This is a genomic window from Pedobacter africanus, assembly GCF_040548825.1.
Lineage (GTDB): Bacteria > Bacteroidota > Bacteroidia > Sphingobacteriales > Sphingobacteriaceae > Pedobacter > Pedobacter africanus_A.
The window spans coordinates 189060-212447 of the sequence record NZ_JBEPSL010000002.1 but is presented as its reverse complement, the minus strand read 5'-3'; the positions used below and the strand labels follow the sequence as shown (position 1 = coordinate 212447).

The following is a 23388-nucleotide window of genomic DNA, read 5'->3' as shown; positions in this document are numbered from 1 at the left end:
GAATAGCTGTAATAAATGTAATAAAATTAGGATTGCATTTGACAATGCATCTCAATTAGCTTAGCTTTGCACAAAAAATTAAAGATACATGAGTGTTTTAGTAAATAAAGATTCAAAAGTTATTGTTCAGGGTTTTACTGGAAATGAGGGTACTTATCATGCTTCTCAAATGATCGAGTACGGAACTAATGTTGTAGGTGGTGTAACACCGGGCAAAGGCGGACAAACTCATTTAGACAAACCGGTATTTAATACGGTAAAGGATGCGGTTGATAAAGCCGGCGCGAATGTATCTATTATTTTTGTTCCTCCAGCTTTTGCTGCAGATGCCATTATGGAAGCTGCAGAAGCCGGGATTAAAGTTATTGTTTGTATTACCGAGGGTATTCCTACCAAGGATATGATCCAGGTAAAAGAATATATCTCCGACAGGGATTGCCGTTTAATCGGACCTAACTGTCCGGGTGTGATCACAGCTGATGAAGCCAAAATTGGTATCATGCCAGGCTTTATCTTCAAAAAAGGTACAGTAGGTGTAGTGTCTAAATCTGGTACTTTAACTTACGAAGCTGTAGATCAGGTTGTGAAAGCAGGTTTGGGTATTACTACAGCAATCGGTATTGGTGGAGATCCGATCATCGGAACCACAACTAAAGAAGCTGTTGAGTTGCTGATGAACGATCCTGAAACTGAGGGTATCATCATGATTGGTGAGATTGGCGGTGGAATGGAAGCTGAAGCTGCACGCTGGATCAAAGAAAATGGAACTAAACCTGTAGTTGGCTTTATTGCCGGTCAGACTGCTCCGGCCGGACGTAGAATGGGACATGCTGGTGCTATTGTTGGCGGTGCAGACGATACTGCTGCTGCTAAAATGAAAATTATGGCCGAGTGCGGTATCCGTGTAGTAGAAAGCCCGGCAGAAATTGGTGCTGCGATGGCAGGACTTTTGAAAAAATAAATATTAAATAAGATCTTCTTGTATAATTTAAAAGCTCCCGTGAACTTTGTTCATCGGAGCTTTTTGCATTTCGTGGATTTATTACATTGCCATGATGTGAATTATGGGCCAGGTGCAAACCAAAACGACAATTGCGACGTATATTGTGTACACTAATATCATTAAAGATGAATACAAGGATCAGTAAAACATTTATGCTGTCGGGCTTTTTGGTCCTATTTAATCTGCTGGCCTGCGCCCAAAAGCCTAATCCTAAAGAGATCGTTAATCAAAACGCAGTAATAAAAAAGAAGAATATGGACTGGAATAAACTAACCAAAGAGGAAGAGGATGTAATTGTACGAAAAGGCACCGAATATCCGGGTACGGGTAAGCTGCTCAACAATAAAGAAAAAGGGACCTACACCTGCAGGCGTTGTGATGCGCCGCTTTACCGTTCAGAAACCAAATTTGAATCACATTGCGGATGGCCAAGTTTTGATGATGAGGTGAAGGGGGCTGTAGAAAGGATTCCTGATGCCGACGGAATGCGTACAGAAATTGTATGTGCAAACTGTAAAGCACATCTTGGGCATGTGTTTATTGGCGAAGGTTTTACAGATAAGAATACAAGGCATTGTGTGAACTCCATTTCCATGAACTTTGTGCCTGACAAGAAATAATATTCCTTTTAAGGAAGATTCATGTGTGCCCGGTGATAACTTGCCGGGCATTTCTTGTTTTTTAGGATTTAGTTTCCTTATGTTTGCCGGTTCACCAACTATAGTAAATATGAAGTATTGTTTATTGTTATGTGGTATGCTATTGTCTTTCCTGGGTTTTTCCCAGGACATTTCAGACGAAACCGCTTCAGTTGCGGTTGTCAGCAAGTCGGCAGAATCCACTTCCAATCGCTCTTCTAAATTAATCTCAAAAACGGTTTACGCAACATATTATGCCCGGAAGTTTGAAGGCCGCAAAACAACCAGCGGAATAAGGTATCGCAGGCACAAAATGACGGCTGCGCATATGAACCTTCCATTTGGGACTATAGTAACCGTTACAAACCCGGTAAACGGGGAGTCTGTAGAAGTTGAAGTAAATGACAGAGGGCCGCATTCCCGGAAAGTAAAAATTGATCTTTCTGAAGCCGCTGCTAAAGCCATCGGTATTTATGGAAAAGGGATCGCAAAAGTCGAGATCAGTTATTTACCCGAAGAAGACGACTAGCTTTTAACTTTAATGGCATTATAGTCAGTTTTTTAAATTTATTAACACACTTCGGTGTGTTTTTTTATTTCTTAAAAGAAATAAATACCAAATTTCAGGCGTAATTACTGTGTCAATTTATCTTTTTAGTGTTGATAAAAATGCCCCCTTGTTAACAACTATTGTTCACACTTCAGGCGCCGGGGGAGTATATTTGTTTACATAAAGTTCTTTAATAAATCACACACAGATTTTTAGTTAAAGTTTTAATATTTAGTTGCTTAAGGTTGCCGGAGAATTTATGTCTTTTTAAACTTTTTATAACTGAGTACGGATTGTTTGGCTACTGGATTTATTAAAGCTTTATCAATCAATTATACATTTTACCCTATTAAAATAGATGCTTATGCAAGAAGAAGAAGTATTATTAAAAGAAAACAAAGACAGGTTTGTTCTTTTGCCGATTAAATATCCTGAAATCTGGGAAATGTATAAGAAGACTGAAGCGAGTTTCTGGACTGCTGAGGAAATTGATCTGTCAGACGATCTGAAACACTGGGATAATCTGAACGATGGTGAGCGGCATTTTATCTCTCATATCCTGGCCTTCTTTTCAGCGAGTGATGGTATTGTAAATGAAAATCTTGCTGTAAACTTCATGAGCGAAGTACAGTTGCCGGAGGCAAGGTGCTTCTATGGGTTCCAGATCATGATGGAGAATATCCACTCTGAAACTTACGCATTACTTATTGATACCTATATTAAAGATCCTGATGAAAAAGACAGGCTGTTCCATGCGATAGAAACCGTTCCTTGTGTAAAGAAGAAAGCTGAATGGGCGTTACGCTGGATTGATAACGGTAATTTTGCTGAACGTCTGGTTGCCTTTGCTGCTGTAGAAGGCATCTTCTTTAGCGGAAGTTTCTGCTCCATCTTCTGGTTGAAAAAACGCGGATTGATGCCAGGATTGACATTTAGTAATGAGCTAATATCCAGAGATGAGGGTTCGCACTGTGAGTTTGCATGTTTATTGTACAGCATGCTTAAAAATAAATTAACCCAGGAACAGGTTCATGGCATCATTCGTGATGCAGTAGAAATAGAAAAAGAATTTGTTACTGATGCGTTACCGGTAGCCTTAATTGGTATGAATGCCAAGCTGATGTCTCAATACATAGAGTTTGTGGCCGACAGATGGTTACAGGAACTGGGTTATGCTAAAATATACAATGCAACCAATCCGTTCGACTTCATGGAGATGATCTCCCTGCAGGGAAAAACCAATTTCTTTGAAAAGAGGGTTGGTGATTACCAGAAGAGCGGTGTATTGACATCAACTGAGGATAAAGCTGCTGCTTTCTCATTGGATGACGATTTTTAGAGACAAAGGTTGCCGGTTGTAATGCCGGATACCGGTTAAAAAGAAATAAATAATTAACTGGTGCCTATGCTGGATTTTTATAACCACTCTCAGACGCGCTCAGGTTCAGTAAGCACTATAAATACCAGAAAAATATGTTTGTAATAAAAAGAGATGGCCGCAAAGAAGCGGTAAGATTTGATAAGATAACCGCTCGTATAGAGAAGTTATGCTATGGTTTTAATGCTGAACTGGTTGACCCGATAGATGTTGCCAAGAAGGTAATTGAAGGACTGTACGATGGTGTTACTACATCTGAACTGGATAATCTTGCAGCAGAAACAGCAGCTTCTTTAACTACAAAACATCCGGATTATGCTTTGCTGGCGTCACGTATTGCAGTGTCCAATCTTCATAAAAATACCACCAAGTCATTCTCCAAAACTATGGAAATGCTCTACAAATACGTAGATCCAAAAACGGAAAAATCAGCATCCCTGATTGCAGATGATGTTTGGGAGGTGATCGAAAAAAATGCGGATATCCTGGACAGTACCATCATCTATGACCGCGATTTTGGCTTTGATTATTTCGGTTTTAAAACCCTGGAAAAATCTTACCTGCTGAAGGTTGACGGACAGATTGTAGAGCGCCCGCAGCACTTATTTATGCGTGTTGCAGTTGGTATTCACAAAAATGATATCGACAGTGCCATTGAAACCTATAACCTGATGAGTGAGCGCTGGTTTACACATGCTACACCAACCCTGTTCAATGCCGCTACACCTAAACCGCAGATGTCTTCCTGCTTCTTGTTAACCATGCAGGACGATAGCATCGAAGGTATTTACGATACCCTGAAACAAACTGCTAAAATTTCCCAGAGTGCAGGTGGTATAGGTCTGAGCATCCATAACATCAGGGCTACAGGATCTTATATTGGTGGCACCAACGGTACAAGTAACGGTATTGTGCCCATGTTAAAGGTATTTAACGATACTGCCCGCTATGTAGACCAGGGCGGTGGTAAGCGTAAAGGTGCCTTTGCGATTTATCTTGAGCCTTGGCATGCCGATGTATTGAGCTTCCTTGACCTGCGTAAAAACCATGGTAAAGAGGAGTTGCGTGCACGCGACCTGTTTTATGCCTTGTGGGTTTGCGACCTGTTCATGAGACGAGTGGAAGAGAATGGCGACTGGAGTTTGTTCTGTCCGCATGAAGCACCAGGACTGGCCGATTGTTTTGGCGAAGAGTTTGATGCGCTGTATGAGCGTTATGAGAAAGAGGGAAGGGCACGTAAAACCATTAAAGCACAGGAATTGTGGTTTGCCATCCTGGATTCACAGATTGAAACCGGTACGCCGTACCTGTTGTATAAGGATGCCGCTAACAGCAAGTCTAACCAGCAAAACCTGGGTACCATAAAAAGCTCTAACCTTTGTACAGAAATTATAGAATATACCTCTAAAGATGAAGTTGCGGTTTGTAACCTGGCCTCACTGGCCTTGCCAAGATTCGTTATCAATGGTGAATTTGACCACCAGAAATTGTATGATGTAACTTACCAGGCTACAGTAAACCTGAACAAGATCATCGATTACAATTACTACCCGGTAGAAGAAGCCAGAAATTCAAATATGCGCCACAGACCAGTTGGTTTAGGTGTTCAGGGATTGGCTGATGCTTTCATCTTGATGCGTTTGCCTTTTGAAAGTGAAGGAGCGCGTATCCTGAACAAAGAGATCTTTGAAACCATTTACTTTGCTGCAATGACTGCTTCTCATGATCTTGCAGTTAAAAACGGCCCTTATGAAACCTTTAAAGGTTCTCCTTTATCGGAAGGAAAATTCCAGTTCGATCTTTGGAACGTAAAACCGGATAGCGGCAGATGGGATTGGGAATCTTTGCGTGAAAAAGTAGTAAAAGACGGTGTATACAACTCTTTACTGGTAGCACCAATGCCTACTGCTTCTACTTCACAGATTTTAGGTAACAACGAGTGCTTCGAGCCTTATACTTCTAACATCTACACCAGAAGGGTATTGAGCGGTGAATTCATTGTAGTGAACAAACACCTATTGAAAGATCTGGTAGCTTTAGGCTTATGGAGCCCTGCTATGAAAGACAGGATCATCCTTGCCAACGGATCTATTCAGGATATCGCTGAAATCCCTGATTATATCAAAGAATTGTATAAAACAGTTTGGGAGATCAAAATGCGCAGCATTATCGATATGGCAGCCGATAGGGGTGCCTATATCTGCCAGTCGCAATCCCTCAACCTGTTTATCAATGCCCCGAATACATCAAAACTGACTTCAATGCATTTCTATGCATGGAAAAAAGGTTTGAAAACCGGTATGTACTATCTGCGCACACAGGCAGCTTCGCAAGCAGTTAAATTTACTGTAGAGAACCAGGCAGGTAAAAACATGGAGCCGGTAATTCCGGAGCATATTGAACAAAGTGCCGAGGAAATTGTAGAAGGCCCGGTTTGTTCGATGGAAGAAGGCTGTATCAGCTGTTCAGGTTAATCATTCAGATTGAATATATCGCCAAAGGAGTAAGGAGCAATTCTTACTCCTTTTTTGTTGTATAAGCAGGCAGATGAAATCGTATCTTTGTAGCTGTAATGGCGAAACATGAAATTATACCTTGCGAACGTTGTAGTACTCCCATAGAGTGCAAGGCGAACTCCTACACCAAATGCCAGTGCAGTGTGGTTCAGTTAAACCTGAATGAAGTACAATACATCAGTGAGCTTTATGAGGGCTGTTTATGTGCTAAATGCCTGTTTGAGCTGCAACAAGAGTACAGGGAAAGTATTGCCTCCTGATTTATTTTTTTTGGCTAACTTTGCATCAAATTATTTGTTGATAAAGAATGGCTAAAGTACAGGTAGGACTGGTGCAGATGAGCTGCACCGCTGATAAACAGGAAAATTTAGATAAAGCGATTTTAAAAGTCAGGGAAGCTGCAGCAAAAGGTGCTCAGATTGTGTGCCTGCAGGAGCTTTTTACTTCGTTGTATTTTTGTGACGTTGAAGATTATGACAACTTCGATCTGGCCGAGGCCATTCCTGGTCCTTCAACAGATGCCTTGCAGGTTGTGGCCAAAGAACTTGGAGTTGTAATCATTGCTTCTTTATTCGAAAAACGTGCGGAAGGGTTATACCACAATACCACAGCCATATTGGATGCGGATGGTGCCTATCTGGGTAAATACCGCAAAATGCACATTCCTGACGATCCTGCATATTACGAAAAATTCTATTTTACCCCGGGCGACCTGGGTTATAAAGTGTTCCAGACCAAATTCGCAAAAATTGGTATCCTGATCTGCTGGGACCAATGGTATCCTGAAGCATCGCGGATTACGGCACTGATGGGTGCTGATATCCTGTTCTATCCAACGGCTATTGGCTGGGCCACAGACCAGGATGAGGAAACAAACAAAGATCAATATAATGCCTGGCAAACCATTCAGCGTTCGCATGCCGTTGCCAATGGTGTTCCGGTTGTAAGCGTTAACCGTGTAGGTTTTGAGCAGGATGGCGCCATGAAATTCTGGGGTGGCAGTTTTGCAGCCAATGCCCAGGGGAAAATACTCTATCTGGGGTCGCACGACAATGAGGAAACGGAAGTGGTTACATTAGACCTTTCTGAATCAGATTTCTTCCGCAGGCACTGGCCTTTCCTGAGGGACCGCAGGATAGATTCTTATCAGCCAATTACAAAAAGGTATATTGACGAAGATTAAGGTAGAGCGCATGTCATCTTTTAACGAAGTAATATTTAACAACAGTCCAAAAAAAACAGGATATAGTTTTCCTGCCGAATGGGCAAAGCACGAAGCAACATGGTTAAGCTGGCCGCATAAAGAAGCCTCCTGGCCTGGTAAAATTGAAACCATATATGCACCTTACTGTGAGTTTATAAAAATTGTTTCCGAAGGCGAAAAGGTCCGGATCAATATCAATGATGAAGAAACAAAGGCTTTCGCTATTTCCGAACTGAGAAAAGCAGGGGCTGACCTGGGGCAAATAGAATTCTATTTTAACCAGAGCAACGATGCATGGTGCAGGGATCACGGTCCCGCGTTTTTATTGAATGAGGCAGGTGATAAAAAAGTAATTGTAGACTGGGATTACAATGCCTGGGGCGGTAAATATCCTCCTTATGATCTGGACGATGTTATCCCTACCAAAATTGCAGAACATTTTAACTTGCCGGTGTATCATCCTGAAGTGATTATGGAAGGTGGTTCAGTTGAGTTCAATGGTGCAGGTACCATTTTGACGACTACAGCCTGCCTGTTGAACGAAAACAGGAACCCGCAGCTGACCAAAGAACAGATTGAGCATTACCTGCTGGAATTTTATGGTGCAGAACAGGTATTGTGGCTCGGAGATGGAATTGTGGGTGATGATACAGATGGCCATATCGATGACATTACCCGCTTTGTGAACGAGGATACTGTTTTAACGGTTGTAGAAAGTAATCCGCTGGACGAAAACTATTTGCTGTTGCAGGAAAACCTGGAGGCCCTGAAAGCGATGCGCTTACTGAACGGTAAAGCACTGAACATTGTGGAACTGCCGATGCCCTCACCGGTAATCCATGAAGATACCCGCCTGCCCGCTTCCTATGCAAATTTTTATATTGCAAATGCAGCTGTTGTAGTGCCTACATTCAGGGATGTGAACGATAAAAAGGCACTGGAAATTATTCAGGGTGTGTTTCCCGACAGGAAAGTTGTGGGGGTTGATTCGACAGATATCATCTGGGGTCTGGGCAGTTTTCATTGCCTGAGCCAGCAGGAACCTGCAATAAAGAAAATAACAGATCTATAACCAAACACTTATTAGAATAAACGAATGAAATTATTAGAAGGAAAAACGGCGCTGGTTACCGGTGCATCTAAAGGGATAGGCAGGAAGATTGCCGAAAAGTTTGCAGAACAGGGCGCAAATGTGGCCTTTACCTATTTATCTTCAGTTGAAAAAGGACAGGCTTTAGAGCAGGAATTGCAGAGCTTCGGTACTAAAGTTAAGGGGTACCGCTCTGATGCTTCTAAATTTGATGAAGCAGATCAGCTGATCAATGCTATCGTTGCCGATTTCGGTGCATTGGACATTGTGGTTAACAATGCGGGAATTACCAAAGACGGTTTGTTGATGCGCATGAGCGAAGAAAACTGGGACGACGTAATTAACGTAAACCTGAAATCTGTTTTTAACGTTTGTAAAGCAGCTTCTAAAGTGATGATGAAAGCACGTAAGGGTTCTATCATTAACATGAGCTCTGTAGTAGGTGTGCAGGGAAATAGCGGACAGGCCAACTATGCTGCTTCAAAAGCAGGGATTATTGGTTTCTCTAAATCACTGGCCAAAGAATTAGGCTCGCGTAACATCCGTACAAACGTAATTGCCCCGGGCTTTATCCGTACTGAAATGACCGATGTACTAGATCCTAAGCAGGTAGAGGGCTGGGTTGAAGGTATTCCATTGAAACGTGCCGGTGAAACAGAAGACGTAGCAAACGCCTGCGTGTTCCTGGCATCTGACATGAGCTCGTATATAACCGGGCAGGTACTGTCGGTTTGCGGCGGAATGCTGTAAGCGATTTTAAATATATGATATCAGCCGTCCGGATTTTCCGGGCGGCTTTTTTATTGGGCAAATTCAGGCCCTGAGATGGCCTCGGTTTACATTCGTGTAGTCGCTTTTTAATATCCATAGTGTTTGTATGCAAAAAACAATTTGCATTTGAACGTTCCGATATCCAGGGAACAATATGTACTGAAGTGCTTTTCCAAGCAGGGAATTTTCTCTTTCCATCCGTATTATCATAAAACCAGAATATTTTAACTTTACTATGAAGACAATCTATTTAAAATTAGTACTGCCAGTAGCCTTAATGAGCATGCTTGGTACCGGCTGCAAGAAAAAAAACATTCCTGTTGATGAAAACGGGAAACCCGAAAAAGTTGGCAACCTAACCAGCTACACCGGAAAAAACAGGATAAAATTGGGCTGGACTTTGCCGGGAAACGCCGATATCCAGAGATGCCGTGTGTATTGGAATGCTGAAAAAGAATCTGTAGAAGCGGCTGTAACGCCGGGTAGAAACCAGATGGAGGTAGTCATAAGTAATTTAGAGGAAGGAACCTACGATTTTACGGTATATGCCTATAATAATAAGGGGGATGTTTCTGATAAAGTCTTGGTAAAAGGGAAGGTGCTGGGAGAAACTTACGAAGAGGGTTTAAACAACAGGGAAATTAAAAGTACTGTATTTAATGAAGCTGAAGGTACTGTTGCAATTTCCTGGAACAGCGCTGCCACAGATTTAATTGGTACTGAAATAAAATATACAAACGCTGCAAATGTGGCACAGGCCGTAACTGTAACACCTTTTGTAAGCGCAACCACTTTAACTAATTTTAAAAAGTCGGGAGTGTTTGAGTACCGCACTTTATATAAGCCTATAGGTGCTATAGATACATTTTATACGGCTTATGAGCCTGTGGAAGCCAATCCGGCGCAGCCCGGGGGCGGAACGGCAACAGACGCTCCACTGGGGAGTGGGTGGGTAGAGTATGCCCCTTTACGTAAAATTCACCTTGATGATGCGGCCGGTTTGCAGATATTTAACTGGACAGCTTATAAGTCTGTTGGCAGCCCGATTTGTGCAGATTATAACTATCAAAGTGCCACCGGAGATGAAACCTTTCGCATTTTAACTACGCAGTCTAACCGTTCGGAGATCAGGATACACGATGATTATTCGACGGGGAGTCGGCAGTTTCAGGGCTATCTTACCATCTATTCCCCTCTAAATGATGAGAGCGTCATGCAGATATTCGGCAGTGTTGAAGGTGCTACGCAGATGATGATCAGGGGGTACGCAGCCTCTGGTGGATCGTTAAGGGGGCTTGGCCAGACCCTGGTGACGGATATTTACAATACAGAGGTAAGGGTAAATGTAATTCATCTACAGGAAGATAAAGGTGCAAAGATCATCATTTATATTAATGGGTTGAAAAAGGCAGAACTGGTTGACAATGAGGCGGTGACAAACTACATGAAATATGGCAATTATGGAACTATGAAAACCGGGCAGGCTGTCGTAAAATGGAGAAATGCAAAAGTGTTTAGAAACGGTACAGCGCCGTTATAACCTATGCTGCAGAAATTAATTTTTTTAAAACAGGCTTTGAGCGGGAGTTCAAGGCCTGTTCTTGTTTGTTGCCGTTTTATTGCAGTCAAAAATATTTAAGGTGAGGAAGGACTGGCCTGTTAAAGGGTTGCTAAAGATGTTTTTCCATCAGCTGTTTAAGTTCATGGTTTTCCATAAAGCCTAAACGCGGGTTTACAACCTTACCCTCCTTATTTACCAATACCATATGTGGGATGCCAGAAATTTTAAATTTATCGGCCAGATAACCCCATTCATCGTTATTTAGCCGGTAATGTTGACCCTTAATAGTAGGTACCATATTCTGATAGGTTGGCAGAGGGGAAGTTTCATTGGTAATGTAAACGAATGCTATATTACTGTCTTTCATTTCCTCCTTTAAAGGTTTTATCCGTGAAATCCCACCCAGGCAAGGACCGCACCAGGTAGCCCAGAAATCGACCAGGACCACTTTTCCGGCAAACTTGCTCATCATGTTATCGAATATTTTATCCGCTTCAACCTTTGGGGTCTCGTTAACAAAAAAGCCTCCTGCATTTTTGTTTAATTCGACCTGTTTTAGGGTTTCCGTATTTTTCAATATAACATAATCCTTTAAATAAGGGTGATCAATTTTTTTGATTACCGAAGCCAGTCTACCAGCACTGAGTGGGGTTAATTGTTCAATAATGGGCCTTGAAATGTCCTGTGCACTCAATAAGTCGATTAAAATGCCTTGTTTGATGCCGACAGCTGAATCTATGGCGTTGTAATAACTGTTTCTAAAAAAATCAGACACAAACGTATTGATAAACTCGCTATGGTCTGCAGCCCATTTTTTATGTATTCGTTTATTGGTACTATCGGTCAATAAAATTATTCCATCGTTGCTTATTATTTTTTCGAAAGCTTTGTCATTTTCGCTGGCTTGTTGGCCTTCTGATTTGAGTGCAGCCATCATTGCCTTGTAATTGTGGACATATCTTGTTTTTCTGAAACCAGGTATAAATTTGAACCTGTTTATGAAAGTGTTGTATGCGTTGGAAATTACATTCAGCTCATTGTTAAAATCACCGTCCCTAATAAAATTATAGTAGCCATCCGGATAATTCTCTATTTTAACTTTCACGGTATCTGGTAGTTTAAATACTTGTCTGCGGGCATGTTCGTAATTCCAATGGTATTCCATCATCCGGTTGGCATACTCAAAAACAATATCCTTCTTTTTCACCTGATAAGCCTTTGCCGGGATTTTGCCCAGTTTATTGATCGAATCTAACTTCACACTTTCGATAGATTGGAGGTCAAGCAGATGGGCCTTATAGTCATTAGGTTTCATGTCTGCCAGTTTTTTCCTCATTCTGACAAAGTCAAATTGGTCGATCCTGTTTAACTGCTTCAGGTGATGATTAAGTTGTGCCGCATTGCCGGCATACTTTACAGATCCGTTTCCAAGTATCACAAATAGCTCTTTGCCTGGTTCGAGGTAAAGGTCGTTTTCATCAGCTATATCCGATCTTAAAAACACCTTTTGAAGGTGACAAACTGGGATTTTCCGGTAAAAGTAACCATCAGGGGTTATGTGGATCAGGACATTTTCCTGAATACCAGTAATGATGTTGTCTATAGCCAGCGTCAATATTTTGGTGCCCAGCTTAGGTGAATAGTTTTTAATGTAACCGCTAAAAACAGCGCTGTCGTTTTTTAAAACAGGGAGTTTGTAAATCTCTTTATCTAAAATTTCCGCACAACTGTTTTTGTCACTGCTAAGGTTAGCGGTTAGTTTATTGACGGTTAGTTTTATTTCTTTATCGCCCGGCTTTTCAATGATAATCTGTTTGGTAGACTTGTTGTTGGCAATAGTCAGGATGTAGGTGTCGTTCTTTTTGGCAATTTCCTTATAGAACCAGACTTTTTTATCAAACACAACAGCCTTGCTGTAGAAAGCGATAGTTAAATCGCTGTTTTTCTTATTGTACCATTCTGTATATAGAAATGCTGGCAGTGGCGTTTGTTTTTGTACCAGTTCAATGTCGTAAATCTTCCAGCCCTCACTACCTTCCTCTCCATAATCTATGTTACTGGTTGTTGGATCTATTTTAGGGAAAACAAGCTCGTAGTTCACTTTTCCGCTTTCAGGGATAGTGTATTTTTTATTAAAAGGAATACCCTTTGTAGCTTTTATAAAAAGTTTGTCATTTGTACCGTTTGCCTGTATATAGGTGTTTTTTGGTATGCGTATCCAATTTCCTGCTTTATAAGTGGTCATAAAACTTACTACAGTTCCCGTATCGGTCAGGCTTACTTTAACAATTTTCAGGTTGCGGTTTTTGCCATCGAAACCAACTAGTGGGTTGACAATTGTTTTTTGTGCCAGACAGGCCATTGAAAGCAGTGCAAGTAGACAGGTTAACATGATGCTTTTAACCAGATTATTCAGGGGTTGAGCGGAAGGGTTCATAAATTTTATTCTTATGTTTTTAATAATTGTGCAGTAATTTCTCCATTACTTTTCCTAGTTTTTCTCCCACTATGGCGTAACCTGCAGGCGTTCCTTCGGGTATGTTCCATGGTGTTTCTACACAAAAAGCAATGGTATTTGGATTGGCATGGTCAAGCACCCAAACTTCGCTTACACGCTCTTCTACGTGGGGTAGGGCAGGTCTCTGGCCATTTAGGTTCTGTTTTATTTCTCCAAACTGTCCGATCATTAGCTGTATAAATTGTTGCTGCCTTGAAAATGCTTCAGCGCTCATGTAACTCTTATGTAAAACATACAGGGTTTGCTGTTTATTGCTTGCGGCCGGATTGTGGAAGTCGAGGAAAATACTTAACCTGTTTTTTCTGCTCAGCTCACGGATGTATTTTTGCGCTGAAGCGACTTCAGGCCAATGCGGGGTATCATTCCAGTCGCGATTGTGATCGTGTGGATGCGCATTTTTACCGCCGTCTCCTGTCGCCACATGGTCAACATCCATTAGCGGGACAATATAAATTTCTGTGTTTTGCCTTAGCCAGAGGGCCTGAGGATCACTTCCGGCCAGCCAATTTGCCAGGCCTACAGCTACCCATGAACCACCAACTTCCCATGCATGCTGGCGAGCCTGGATCCATATTGCCGGACGTTCAGGTCGTTTTTTTTCATCACCACAGATCCTCAATAACGGAACCCTTCGCCCTTCAAGTGATTTAGCCAGTGTAAGAGATTGGATGAAATCATGATCCTTAGCGAGCTGATCAACCAGATTTATCGCATCTGAAGGCGTAAAAGGAGGACCCCACGCTAACCACATTGTTGTAGCTGAAGGCCGGATATGATACCGCATGTATGTTTCGTGTTTTGCACCTGGAATGGAATGCTTCCATGTTTTGTTGTCGTCTGAACAGGCAACCCGTTCAGGCCATGTCCATGCCGGGGCCAGTTTTTTGCTTTGCCCATTAGAGCTGGCCTTAACAAGTGCTGCTGATGGGACCACTTCCAGAACTAACGGCCTGTTGAGATCTATCCCTTCTATCTTTAAATACCACCAGTTGGGCATCCCACGATCAGGTTTCCCGGCAGGGGTAATGCGTATGGTTTGGGTGATGGTATCAATTTTAAGGACTTTTGCTGAAGCATTCTCAAAGTTGGCAAATACCTTTAATTCCTGGGCAGTAGTATTTTCAGTTATCCATACTGCACTGAGCAGGGTGATCAATTTCTTAACAGTTGTTTTGATGTTCATAAAAACCATATCATTGCTGTGCCTGGTGCAAGAGCTTTTCAATTGCACTACCGAGTTTTTGTCCCACCAGGGCATAACCTGCAGGTGTACCCTCCGGTATATTCCAGGGTGTTTCTATGCAAAAGGCAATAGTATTCGCATTGGAATGTTCCAGTACCCAGGGAACACTAACGCGGTGAAACACTTCCGGGTTTTCGGCCGGAGGCTTTGCCGGGTTTTGCTTCAGTTCACCAAATTCTTCAGTCAACAGTGCTACAAAACGCAGTTTCCTTGCATCCGCATCTTTGGGCATATAAGGTTTTTCGATCACGTATGCGGTTTGTATTTTGTTGCCTGGAGCAGGGTTGTGCAGGTCTAGGAATAGGTTCATGCGCCCTTCTTTTGCTAATGCCAGGATTTGTTTTTGAGCAGCTGCAATTTCCGGGTAATGTGGTTTTTCGCTCCAATCCAGGTTATGGTCCTGAGGCTGTGAAAGTTTGCCCCCATCGCCTGTAGCAACGCGGTCTACATCCATAACGGGTACAAAATATATCTCGGCATTTTGTCTCAGCCATCTGGCCTGGGGCTGGTCACTTACCAGCCACTCTGTAATGCCAACACCAACCCATGATCCGCCGACCTCCCAGGCGTGATGCCTGGCATCAATCCACACAACCGGTCGTTGCAATGCTGGTTTACTACCTTCGCTGATCTTCAGGGCGGGAACTGGGCGGCCTTCCCTGGACAGCCCTAAAGTAAAGGCTTTAGCGTAACTGTGGGTTTTGGCCAGTTTGTCTGCAAATGTCTGTGCATCGGCCGGTGTAAAGGGTGGCCCCCATGCCAGCCATAAGTTAGCAGATCTGGATTTTATCCGGTAAGCCATTCTGTTTTCCTGCTTTTTTCCGGGGGAAGTTTGTGTCCAATGCTGCCGGTCTGTTGAGAGGGCGGCACAGGCAGGCCAGGTCCAACCCGGATTTACTTTTTTGCCCTGCCCGGTAAGTTCATCCATCACCAAATCATCCCGGGCCTCTACCTCCAGGATGATGGCTTTACTGGTATCTATCCCTTCTACTTTTAAATACCACCAGTTGGGCATACCACGTTTGGGATCGCCTGCGGGGGTAATGCGTATGGTTTGGGTTTGCGCATCCAGAAGCAATACCCTGGCCGAACCTCCTTCAAAATTACTTGAAACACGAAATGAGTTGTCAGAGATGATGCTGATATCTGAAAGACTTTCGGATAAATAAGCATTTGGAATAAAATACAAAGACAGTAATATCAGATTGGTTATCTATTCCCGGGTAATCCAATTGTGAATGTATTCGGCAACTTCTTCCCAGCCTTTCTGCCCTGCTATAAAATGGCTACGGCCTTTAAACTCTTTATAGTCTACTGTACTGCCGGTGTCTGTATACCGGCCTGCTATTTTTTTAGTGAGTTTAGGAGAAAATATGGTGTCCTGTTCTCCAGCGATAAACAATAAGGGCTGGTGGGGCTTATTGAAATCAACTTTGGCAAATGGTTTTAACAAAGTATCCCTGGCTATTTTCCTGCTTTCGGGTATTGCAATGTCGTCAAAAGCTTTGGTGTTTTCGGCCGCTGTCATGTTATTGAAAAAGGCTTTCTGGTACCAATATCTACTGCCCATAAAGGGAGAGTTCCCTTTAAAGAAATCGACTACCGGATAAACAATTTTGATGGTAGACCAGGGTGCCAGTACATTTTTTGGAGGAGCCCCGTCTATGCTTATGCCAGCTATGGCTTTATCTAATTCGATCAGTTTTTGAACAACCAGGCCAGCTAAGGAATGGCCTATCACAATAGGTTTTTCGGGCAGGGTGTCTATCAGTTTAATGATGTTGTTGACTACATCTTCAAAGCCTGTTTGTATAAGCTGCGGATGGATGTGGTTTCTTAATTCTTCCGGATTTCCTTCATGGCCAGGGTTGGCAGGCGTATAAACGGTGTATCCTTTTTGCTCAAAAAAGGTTTTCCAGGCGGCCCAGCTTGTGTTGTTAACAAACAGGCCGTGGATGAGGACGATGGTTTTTGACTGTATCATTTTCTTAATGTTTAAGGTTAACGATACAAAGTTGGGGAGTAAAGGGCAGGAAAAGTTTAACCCAGGTTAAAATCGTATTATCTGTGCGAAAGCCTTTTACGGATCCTGCTGAGTGAGGGCCCCTGAATGCCCAGGTAAGAAGAAATATGGTAGAGCGGAACTGCATTAAAGATATCGGGATGGTGTTTGATCAGGTTCAGGTAACGTTCTTCCGGCGTTTGGAAAAGAAAACTCTCGGTACGTGCCATGGCTACATTAAAGGCTTCCTGTGCCAGCAAACGGCCAAAACTTTCCCATTTGTGCGACTGCTGGTAAAGGCGAAGCAAATCGGCAATATGGATATGAACAACCCTTGCCGATGTTAGGGCTGTAGTATGATAATCGCAGGGAACCTGCTGTATGAAACTTTTGAAAGAAACCACAAACTGGTTTCCTGAGTACAGAAAAATGTTCTTTTCTTCGCCGGTTTTTGCATCGATGATGTACGACCGGAAAACTCCCTCAACTACAAAGCCCAGGTATTTGCAAACGGACTTTTGCTGGTTGTAAAAATCGCCCTTCTTGTAATCCATGATTTTCCAGTAGGGCAAGGAAAGCTCAAAATCCTGCCTGCTCATACCGGCAAATTGTTGCAATGCAAGGCCTAGTTTGTCCGTGAGGTTCATTTCATAAACTTAGATATTTCTGGTAGTTATTACAAATGACAAGCGAAGATGGATTTTTTAAGTTGAAACTATCTAAGACGATATACAAATGGAATAAACATAGGCTTTCTCCGGAAAAGTTGGACAGCAAACAGCTACAGTTAACTCGCCCATAGAATATGTGATAAACTTTGCAAAAATGATCTTTAGCAGATAAATGGCGATATGGTAAGTGGGAGTGATAGTGGTGGTGCAATACTTTGGTTTGAACGTTTTTCAGATGTTCAAACCAAAGTAAATTGAATATTAGTTATCGCAGGGAATAATGGTATCATAGTATGCGTAGGTATAATCCGGTTCGTCGGCATTTACGATAATTTCGACCACATCACCTGGAGACACGGTTAAATAGATATCCCGGGTTGATCCCATATACACATTGTTCACATACCATTGTACAGTGTCATCGGTGTCCAGGTCCCTGGCATGAAACAGTTCATCGCAGGCTGTCAGCTCGCCCGATGCATGAGAGCCGCTCGATATCCAGGCGCCCCAGGTGCTTCGTCCGTTTGTTTCGGGAGAAGTTGTGAAACTGGTAAGAAAGGTCATAAACATTAATGCAGCGGCCAATAACAATTTAGATTTCATAATCATTTAAATTAAGGGTTTATAAATTGGGTTGATTAATCAAAAGGCGGGAATCAAAGAGCGTAATTGTTTAACTCATTGAATCTCGGGATAATAGCCGTTTGATTTGTCACGAAAATTGCCAGATCAGTCAATGATCTTAGCATAGTCTGTCACTGCAAGGGGAAGAAAGCGCAATATCAATGGAACAGGTACCGGCCTGCCTTTATACTTACCTCTGGTAAAAGTTTGTGCTGCTCAAAATAAACATAACCACTTTGCAGATTCGCCCAGAGTCCTTTTTGCTGAGGAAAGCGCTGCAGTTGCTTATTCAGGTTTGAGTTTGTCATTTTAAACGGGAAGATGTGTACCGGTATTTTGAGCTGGCCTGCATTTTTTGCTTCCACAGCCAGTACATACACTTCTTTGATCTTCTCGTCGGTTAAAGGGATGCAGCCTACGGTAACACAGTTTCCATGAATGTAAATGTCGCCTCCGGTCTTTTCTTTTCCGCTTCTTAATCTATCGACTGCATTTGGATAATTAATGCCTAAAGAAAGGTAGAAATTACTCATGGGGTTAAAGGCGTTGATGTAGTAAAAGCCCTCAGGAGTTTGCAGATCGCCTTCCTTTACTTTAGGACCAAGGGTTCCGGAATGTGCACAAAAATCATAACTTTTAAACAGCCGGTAAGTTTTTTGCCGGTCTGTTTTTAGCCAAAGTTCCAGTTTGCCCTCCGCTTTATAGGCCGCCATGTACATTTCGAAAGTACTTGTTATACCAGCAACCTGCAATTCTTTTTGTAAAGCAGGCCATTTTCCTGCATAGGCTGTCCTGACCCGTTCAAATTTTAACTGTTCGGTTTTAAACCCCATCTGGGCCAATGCAGGTACGGTCATGGTAAGCAATAAAATAAGTTTGAAGAGGAATTTCATAGGTAAGCTTTGTGTCTTAAACAAACTTAGATAAAATGCTTCGCAGTTTATGCTAAAATTAGCATCTTTATCCAAATACCCATGAGTGATTCATTGACGATATATAGCCTGCTGACCTTATTTGGCTGCCTGGTGGCTGGAATTTTACTTGCCTGGTTATTGTATGGCAGTACCCTGCATCTCGGTAGGAAACTGCGCTATTTACTGGCAGCATTGCGTACTGTAGCCGTAACGGCTATCGGTTTTTTGCTTTTTTTCCCATTGATCAGGAGCGTTTCTTATATCCCCGAAAAACCCATTATCATCATTGGGCAGGACAACTCTTTGTCGGTAGGTAATATAGCGCCTGCAGGGTTCAGTAAAGCAAAATACGCGCAGGACATAAAACTGCTGGCCGATAAGCTATCCGAACAATATGAGGTCAAGCTTTATAGCTTTGCCGACAGTGTCAAAAATGGGTTTGATTTTTCGAATAAAGGTAAACTCAGCAATGCAGCTGGTTTCATCAGCAAACTGAATGATGAATACCTGAACCGGAATGTGGGGGCTGTAATTGTTGCTTCTGACGGTATTTTTAACCGTGGCGGAAGTCCGCTTTACGAACTGGATAAATTAAAAGCACCCGTTTATACCATTGCCCTTGGTGATACCATTCCCAAAAAAGACCTGCAGGTTGCCGGCCTGAGCCACAACAGCCTGGTATATTTGAACAATGAGTTTACTGCTGAGGTACAGGTTCAGGCCTTTGAAGCCAGGGGCGAGGAGACCGCGTTGTCGGTGCTGGAGAATGGGAAGAAGATTCATGAAGAAAGGGTACCCATCAATTCGGCTGCTTTTGTAAAAAATGTAACTGTAAAGCTTAAAGCAACTAAGCTGGGCTTGCAGAAATATACTGTACAGCTGAGCCCGCTAAGCCGGGAAGCTTCTGAAAAGAACAATACACAACACTTTTTTGTAGAGGTAATTGACGCCAGGCAAAAGGTACTCATTGCTGCTGCCGGGCCACACCCGGATATTGCTGCTTTAAAGCAGGCAATAGCCCTGAACAAAAATTTTGAAGTTAAGATTGCACTGGCTGAAGAATTGAATGGGGTTAATATAGCCGACTATGGCCTGGTTGTACTTTATCAGTTGCCATCTGTAATGTACGATGCTACCGCATTTATGAATAAACTCAAGCTGGGAAATGCAGCAGTTTGGTATATGGTGGGTGCACAAAGTAATTTAGCAGCCTTTAATCAGATACAGAGGCAGGTAAATCTGAGTGGACTTAATACTGTTCAGGAAAGCTATAGCCGCGTTAATTCCGGATTTACGGCATTTGATCTGGATCCGGTGACGGTAAAGCACATCGAGAGTTTTGATCCTTTAATTGCTCCATCTAATAAACCGTTGGTAAATGGAGAGGCAACTGTGGTGTTACAGCAGCGGATAGGGAAAATCAATACCGATTACCCGCAGTTGTTTTTTATGGCAGATAATGGGAAGAAAACCGGGTTTTTAATAGGAGAGGGCTTATGGAGATGGAGGCTTTCTGAAGTAGCGGAAGGACAACAGGACGCCATGGCCTTTAACAACCTGATCTCAAAAACAGTCCAGTACCTTTCTGTAAAAGATGACAAAAGGAAATTTAAGGTGTATACCTCAAAAAACACCTTTGACGAAAATGAGAGCATCATACTCAACGCGGTTTTGTATAACGATAGTTATGTTCCGGTGAATAAGCCGGATGTTGAGCTGGTGTTAAAAAATGATCAGGGCGCTGCGTATAAATTTTTGTTCTCCAGAACAGAGGCGGCTTATCAGCTGGATGCGGGCGCGCTCCCTCCGGGTAATTATACGTACACGGCCACTACAGTGCTTGGAGATAAGAAGCATACTGCACAAGGCATTTTTTATATAAACGCAATGGTGGCAGAATACCAGCAAACAGTGGCCAATCACCAGCTGTTAAGCACCATGTCTGTTCAAACCGGTGGAAAAATGTATATGCCAGCTGATCTGCTGAAATTACTGGATGACATCAAAGCAAATGATCAGATCAGGACTTTGAGCTATGAAGACCGCAAATACGAAGAATTGATTAACTTTAAGTGGCTGTTTGCACTCATTATGGGCTTGCTGGCCCTCGAATGGTTCTTCAGAAAAAGAAACGGCGAAATTTAAAGATTCCAGCTCATGCAGATAAGTACAATGGACACCATTGAAACCCTGGGGACTATCGCTTTTGCGATATCAGGTACCTTTGCGGCGATGCAAAGGAGGTTAGACCCATTTGGCGTACTGATTATCGCTTTTGTAACCTCAATTGGAGGGGGTACCGTGAGGGATCTTTTACTTGGAGATACCCCTGTTGCCTGGATGCGCGACGTAAACTATTGCCTGTTGATTTTGCTGACCTGCATTGCTACCATTTTTTTTAAGACGCACATTAAGAAATTTAAAGTCACACTTTTTCTTTTTGACTCCATGGGGCTGGGGCTGTTTACCATGCTCGGTATCCAGAAGGGAATGATGTTTGGCTTAAGCCCGGGGATATGCGTTGCGCTGGGCACCATTACCGGCTGTTTTGGAGGGGTGATCAGGGATACGCTTCTAAATACGATACCCCTTATTTTTCATAAAGAAGTATACGCTACTGCCTGTATTTTAGGCGGGGTTTTGTATTATTCCTTAAAGTATTTTGATGTAAAAGATGATGTGGCGACAATTGTCGTTATCGGGTTTATATTCGTACTAAGAATAATAGTGGTCCGCTATAAAGTTACCTTCCCTAAATTTACCTATTAGTCTTTAGGAGTTTCTTTAATGATGACAAATACGTCTTCGTTGTCCTTTTTCATGAAATATTTTTCACGTGCAAACTTCTCGGCCGTATTCAGATTGGTATTTAACTCGTTCAGGTCCTTTTTTACCTGCGAAATTTCTTTTACATAGAAGTCCTTTTCTTCCTGTAGCTTATTTACTTCAGACCTGAACTCGAACTGGGAAATCATATCGTTCTTATCGAAAAACAGCATCCATACTACAAAAGCAAGTACAGAAAGGAAGTATTTATTGCGGACAAGTTCTAATATGCGGTTCATAATTATTACAAAGTTATAAATTACAATGGTTTGTACAATTGCACCACAAAAACTATGCTCAATAGTATTGCTGTAGCAGCCCAGGCAAATGAAAGGGCGCTGACTTTTCTTTGCTTAAACCAGCCGGCAACAATAAATAACAGGGCGAGGGGTGGAAATACACTCATTAACGAGAATATTGCCGATGTTTCTTCCTTTTTGTTTTTTGTCATGATAGGCATTATTTATTGCAATATAACAAAAAAGTCCCGCAATTGCTTGCAGGACTTTTTTGTTATATTCAATTTAAGCACAGCTTATTTCTTAGCATATTTAAAGTTCTTGCCAATAAATTTTGCAGCAGCACCCAGTTCTTCTTCAATGCGCAGCAACTGATTGTATTTTGCAATCCTGTCTGAACGTGAAGCTGAGCCGGTTTTGATCTGACCACAGTTTAAAGCTACTGCTAAATCGGCGATGGTAACGTCTTCAGTTTCACCCGAACGGTGAGACATTACTGAAGTATAGCCATTTGTTTGTGCCAAAGTAACCGCGTTGATGGTTTCAGTTAATGAACCGATCTGGTTTACCTTTACAAGGATAGAATTGGCAGTATGGCTGTCGATACCTCTTTGTAAACGCTTAACATTGGTTACAAACAGATCATCCCCAACCAACTGTACCCGGTCGCCAATTTTATCAGTTAATAATTTCCAGCCATCCCAGTCATCTTCGCCCATACCATCTTCAATAGAAATGATCGGATATTTTTCTGTTAATGAAGCCAGGTAATCGGCCTGCTCTGCGCTTGTGCGGATGGCACCCTTATCGCCTTCAAATTTGGTATAGTCGTATTTGCCGTCTTTGTAAAATTCAGAAGCGGCACAGTCAAATGCCAGGCAGATCTGCTCACCTGGTTTGTAACCTGCTTTTTCAATGGCTTTAAGAATTGTCTCTACAGCATCTTCAGTCCCGTCAAAGGTTGGTGCGAAACCCCCTTCATCACCTACAGCGGTAGAAAGACCCCTGTCGTGCAGGATCTTTTTCAGGTTATGGAACACTTCAGTACCCCACCTTAATGCTTCAGAGAATGAGGAAGCGCCCACAGGCATAATCATAAATTCCTGGAAAGCAATAGGTGCATCAGAGTGTGAACCTCCGTTTACAATGTTCATCATTGGGATAGGAAGGGTATTTGCATTTACACCGCCGATGTAACGGTACAATGGCTGGCGGCTTTCCTGTGCTGCAGCTTTGGCAACCGCTAAAGAAACACCCAGGATAGCATTGGCTCCTAATTTTCCTTTATTTTCTGTTCCGTCGAGTTTGATCAACAGGTTGTCGATAGCATTTTGCTCAAATACATCTACACCTCTCAGTTCGGCTGCAATCTTATCGTTTACATTGGCTACAGCTTTTAATACACCTTTACCCATATATACGGCTTTGTCGTCGTCGCGAAGCTCCACCGCTTCGTGGATACCGGTAGAGGCACCAGAAGGTACCGCTGCACGGCCAAGGACACCATTTTCTGTAATTACGTCTACCTCAATGGTAGGATTGCCGCGGGAGTCGAGTATTTGCCGCGCATGAACATCGATAATTAAACTCATTTTTATTGGTTTTTATTAGTTTATAAGCCTTAGTGTATAAATTACAAT

General features: G+C 42.5%; 22 protein-coding genes. 12 read left to right on the top strand and 10 right to left on the bottom strand.

Features of this window, described 5'->3' with window-relative positions; all coding sequences use genetic code 11:
* Window positions 1–88: 88 nt before the first annotated feature.
* The 10 genes from sucD (at window position 89) to ABIE26_RS11050 (ending at window position 10690) form a co-directional block, all read left to right on the top strand.
* On the top strand, window positions 89–961 hold the full coding sequence (gene sucD / locus ABIE26_RS11095; RefSeq protein ID WP_310143066.1) for a succinate--CoA ligase subunit alpha: 873 nt from the start codon (window positions 89–91) through the stop codon (window positions 959–961).
* Window positions 962–1128: 167 nt separating this feature from the next.
* Window positions 1129–1623 carry a methionine-R-sulfoxide reductase gene (locus ABIE26_RS11090; protein WP_310143070.1) on the top strand — a complete coding sequence of 165 codons (495 nt, stop codon included), beginning with the start codon at window positions 1129–1131 and terminating at the stop codon, window positions 1621–1623.
* 109 nt (window positions 1624–1732) lie between these two features.
* On the top strand, window positions 1733–2170 hold the full coding sequence (locus tag ABIE26_RS11085; protein ID WP_310143072.1) for a septal ring lytic transglycosylase RlpA family protein: 438 nt from the start codon (window positions 1733–1735) through the stop codon (window positions 2168–2170).
* Window positions 2171–2555: 385 nt separating this feature from the next.
* Window positions 2556–3530, top strand: a complete 975-nt coding sequence (locus tag ABIE26_RS11080) for a ribonucleoside-diphosphate reductase small subunit (RefSeq protein ID WP_310143075.1) — start codon at window positions 2556–2558, stop codon at window positions 3528–3530.
* A gap of 134 nt (window positions 3531–3664) precedes the next feature.
* Window positions 3665–6043: a ribonucleoside-diphosphate reductase subunit alpha gene (locus ABIE26_RS11075; protein ID WP_310143076.1), complete on the top strand. Its 2379-nt coding sequence runs from the start codon at window positions 3665–3667 to the stop codon at window positions 6041–6043.
* 98 nt (window positions 6044–6141) lie between these two features.
* Window positions 6142–6345: a cysteine-rich CWC family protein gene (locus ABIE26_RS11070; protein WP_310143077.1), complete on the top strand. Its 204-nt coding sequence runs from the start codon at window positions 6142–6144 to the stop codon at window positions 6343–6345.
* A 47-nt stretch (window positions 6346–6392) separates the two neighbouring features.
* The gene (locus tag ABIE26_RS11065) at window positions 6393–7268 is read left to right on the top strand and encodes a carbon-nitrogen hydrolase (RefSeq protein WP_310143079.1); all 876 of its coding nucleotides are present in this window, start codon (window positions 6393–6395) and stop codon (window positions 7266–7268) included.
* 10 nt (window positions 7269–7278) lie between these two features.
* On the top strand, window positions 7279–8361 hold the full coding sequence (locus tag ABIE26_RS11060; RefSeq protein WP_310143413.1) for an agmatine deiminase family protein: 1083 nt from the start codon (window positions 7279–7281) through the stop codon (window positions 8359–8361).
* A 24-nt stretch (window positions 8362–8385) separates the two neighbouring features.
* Window positions 8386–9129 carry a 3-oxoacyl-[acyl-carrier-protein] reductase gene (gene fabG, locus ABIE26_RS11055; protein ID WP_310143081.1) on the top strand — a complete coding sequence of 248 codons (744 nt, stop codon included), beginning with the start codon at window positions 8386–8388 and terminating at the stop codon, window positions 9127–9129.
* Between the two features lie 256 nt (window positions 9130–9385).
* Entirely contained in the window at window positions 9386–10690 is a 1305-nt protein-coding gene (locus tag ABIE26_RS11050) for a DUF4998 domain-containing protein (protein ID WP_310143082.1), read from the top strand.
* A gap of 130 nt (window positions 10691–10820) precedes the next feature.
* Here the strand turns inward: ABIE26_RS11050 and ABIE26_RS11045 are convergent, their stop codons facing one another.
* The 7 genes from ABIE26_RS11045 to ABIE26_RS11015 form a co-directional block, all read right to left on the bottom strand.
* Window positions 10821–13103 (bottom strand): TlpA family protein disulfide reductase, encoded by a 2283-nt coding sequence (locus ABIE26_RS11045; protein ID WP_310143084.1) that lies wholly within the window; start codon window positions 13101–13103, stop codon window positions 10821–10823.
* Window positions 13104–13167: 64 nt separating this feature from the next.
* Window positions 13168–14412 carry a M14 family zinc carboxypeptidase gene (locus ABIE26_RS11040; protein ID WP_310143086.1) on the bottom strand — a complete coding sequence of 415 codons (1245 nt, stop codon included), beginning with the start codon at window positions 14410–14412 and terminating at the stop codon, window positions 13168–13170.
* Window positions 14413–14422: 10 nt separating this feature from the next.
* A complete protein-coding gene (locus tag ABIE26_RS11035; RefSeq protein WP_310143087.1) occupies window positions 14423–15661 on the bottom strand; it encodes a M14-type cytosolic carboxypeptidase in 1239 nt (412 codons plus the stop codon).
* Between the two features lie 24 nt (window positions 15662–15685).
* The gene (locus tag ABIE26_RS11030) at window positions 15686–16456 is read right to left on the bottom strand and encodes an alpha/beta hydrolase (RefSeq protein ID WP_310143091.1); all 771 of its coding nucleotides are present in this window, start codon (window positions 16454–16456) and stop codon (window positions 15686–15688) included.
* A gap of 77 nt (window positions 16457–16533) precedes the next feature.
* Window positions 16534–17121, bottom strand: coding sequence for a Crp/Fnr family transcriptional regulator (locus tag ABIE26_RS11025; protein WP_310143092.1), 588 nt, complete (start codon window positions 17119–17121; stop codon window positions 16534–16536).
* A 285-nt stretch (window positions 17122–17406) separates the two neighbouring features.
* Window positions 17407–17748 (bottom strand): hypothetical protein, encoded by a 342-nt coding sequence (locus ABIE26_RS11020; protein ID WP_310143093.1) that lies wholly within the window; start codon window positions 17746–17748, stop codon window positions 17407–17409.
* 179 nt (window positions 17749–17927) lie between these two features.
* Window positions 17928–18662, bottom strand: coding sequence for a L,D-transpeptidase family protein (locus ABIE26_RS11015; RefSeq protein ID WP_310143094.1), 735 nt, complete (start codon window positions 18660–18662; stop codon window positions 17928–17930).
* An 81-nt stretch (window positions 18663–18743) separates the two neighbouring features.
* On the opposite strand from ABIE26_RS11015, the gene ABIE26_RS11010 reads away from it, so the two are divergent.
* Window positions 18744–20828 (top strand): hypothetical protein, encoded by a 2085-nt coding sequence (locus ABIE26_RS11010; protein ID WP_310143096.1) that lies wholly within the window; start codon window positions 18744–18746, stop codon window positions 20826–20828.
* A 12-nt stretch (window positions 20829–20840) separates the two neighbouring features.
* Window positions 20841–21452 carry a trimeric intracellular cation channel family protein gene (locus tag ABIE26_RS11005; protein WP_310143098.1) on the top strand — a complete coding sequence of 204 codons (612 nt, stop codon included), beginning with the start codon at window positions 20841–20843 and terminating at the stop codon, window positions 21450–21452.
* On the opposite strand, the gene ABIE26_RS11000 is transcribed toward ABIE26_RS11005, so the two are convergent.
* The 3 genes from ABIE26_RS11000 to eno form a co-directional block, all read right to left on the bottom strand.
* Window positions 21449–21748, bottom strand: a complete 300-nt coding sequence (locus ABIE26_RS11000) for an FtsB family cell division protein (protein ID WP_310143101.1) — start codon at window positions 21746–21748, stop codon at window positions 21449–21451. The two genes, ABIE26_RS11005 and ABIE26_RS11000, sit on opposite strands and share 4 nt — an antisense overlap.
* Window positions 21749–21768: 20 nt before the next feature.
* Entirely contained in the window at window positions 21769–21960 is a 192-nt protein-coding gene (locus tag ABIE26_RS10995; RefSeq protein WP_310143103.1) for a hypothetical protein, read from the bottom strand.
* A gap of 84 nt (window positions 21961–22044) precedes the next feature.
* A complete protein-coding gene (gene eno, locus ABIE26_RS10990) occupies window positions 22045–23340 on the bottom strand; it encodes a phosphopyruvate hydratase (RefSeq protein ID WP_084237568.1) in 1296 nt (431 codons plus the stop codon).
* Between the last annotated feature and the right edge of the window lie 48 nt (window positions 23341–23388).

Excerpts from the sequence above, each read along its gene's own strand:
- ABIE26_RS11015 (WP_310143094.1), bottom strand. The coding sequence starts at position 18,662 with ATGAAATTCCTCTTCAAACTTATTTTATTGCTTACCATGACCGTACCT.
- ABIE26_RS11000 (WP_310143101.1), bottom strand. The coding sequence starts at position 21,748 with ATGAACCGCATATTAGAACTTGTCCGCAATAAATACTTCCTTTCTGTA.
- ABIE26_RS11080 (WP_310143075.1), top strand. The coding sequence starts at position 2,556 with ATGCAAGAAGAAGAAGTATTATTAAAAGAAAACAAAGACAGGTTTGTT.
- ABIE26_RS11090 (WP_310143070.1), top strand. The coding sequence starts at position 1,129 with ATGAATACAAGGATCAGTAAAACATTTATGCTGTCGGGCTTTTTGGTC.
- fabG (WP_310143081.1), top strand. The coding sequence starts at position 8,386 with ATGAAATTATTAGAAGGAAAAACGGCGCTGGTTACCGGTGCATCTAAA.
- ABIE26_RS11040 (WP_310143086.1), bottom strand. The coding sequence starts at position 14,412 with ATGAACATCAAAACAACTGTTAAGAAATTGATCACCCTGCTCAGTGCA.
- ABIE26_RS11020 (WP_310143093.1), bottom strand. The coding sequence starts at position 17,748 with ATGAAATCTAAATTGTTATTGGCCGCTGCATTAATGTTTATGACCTTT.
- ABIE26_RS11050 (WP_310143082.1), top strand. The coding sequence starts at position 9,386 with ATGAAGACAATCTATTTAAAATTAGTACTGCCAGTAGCCTTAATGAGC.
- ABIE26_RS11075 (WP_310143076.1), top strand. The coding sequence starts at position 3,665 with ATGTTTGTAATAAAAAGAGATGGCCGCAAAGAAGCGGTAAGATTTGAT.
- ABIE26_RS11065 (WP_310143079.1), top strand. The coding sequence starts at position 6,393 with ATGGCTAAAGTACAGGTAGGACTGGTGCAGATGAGCTGCACCGCTGAT.
- ABIE26_RS11030 (WP_310143091.1), bottom strand. The coding sequence starts at position 16,456 with ATGATACAGTCAAAAACCATCGTCCTCATCCACGGCCTGTTTGTTAAC.
- ABIE26_RS11010 (WP_310143096.1), top strand. The coding sequence starts at position 18,744 with ATGAGTGATTCATTGACGATATATAGCCTGCTGACCTTATTTGGCTGC.
- eno (WP_084237568.1), bottom strand. The coding sequence starts at position 23,340 with ATGAGTTTAATTATCGATGTTCATGCGCGGCAAATACTCGACTCCCGC.
- ABIE26_RS11045 (WP_310143084.1), bottom strand. The coding sequence starts at position 13,103 with ATGTTAACCTGTCTACTTGCACTGCTTTCAATGGCCTGTCTGGCACAA.
- ABIE26_RS11085 (WP_310143072.1), top strand. The coding sequence starts at position 1,733 with ATGAAGTATTGTTTATTGTTATGTGGTATGCTATTGTCTTTCCTGGGT.
- ABIE26_RS11025 (WP_310143092.1), bottom strand. The coding sequence starts at position 17,121 with ATGAACCTCACGGACAAACTAGGCCTTGCATTGCAACAATTTGCCGGT.
- ABIE26_RS11060 (WP_310143413.1), top strand. The coding sequence starts at position 7,279 with ATGTCATCTTTTAACGAAGTAATATTTAACAACAGTCCAAAAAAAACA.
- ABIE26_RS11005 (WP_310143098.1), top strand. The coding sequence starts at position 20,841 with ATGCAGATAAGTACAATGGACACCATTGAAACCCTGGGGACTATCGCT.
- sucD (WP_310143066.1), top strand. The coding sequence starts at position 89 with ATGAGTGTTTTAGTAAATAAAGATTCAAAAGTTATTGTTCAGGGTTTT.
- ABIE26_RS11070 (WP_310143077.1), top strand. The coding sequence starts at position 6,142 with ATGGCGAAACATGAAATTATACCTTGCGAACGTTGTAGTACTCCCATA.
- ABIE26_RS10995 (WP_310143103.1), bottom strand. The coding sequence starts at position 21,960 with ATGACAAAAAACAAAAAGGAAGAAACATCGGCAATATTCTCGTTAATG.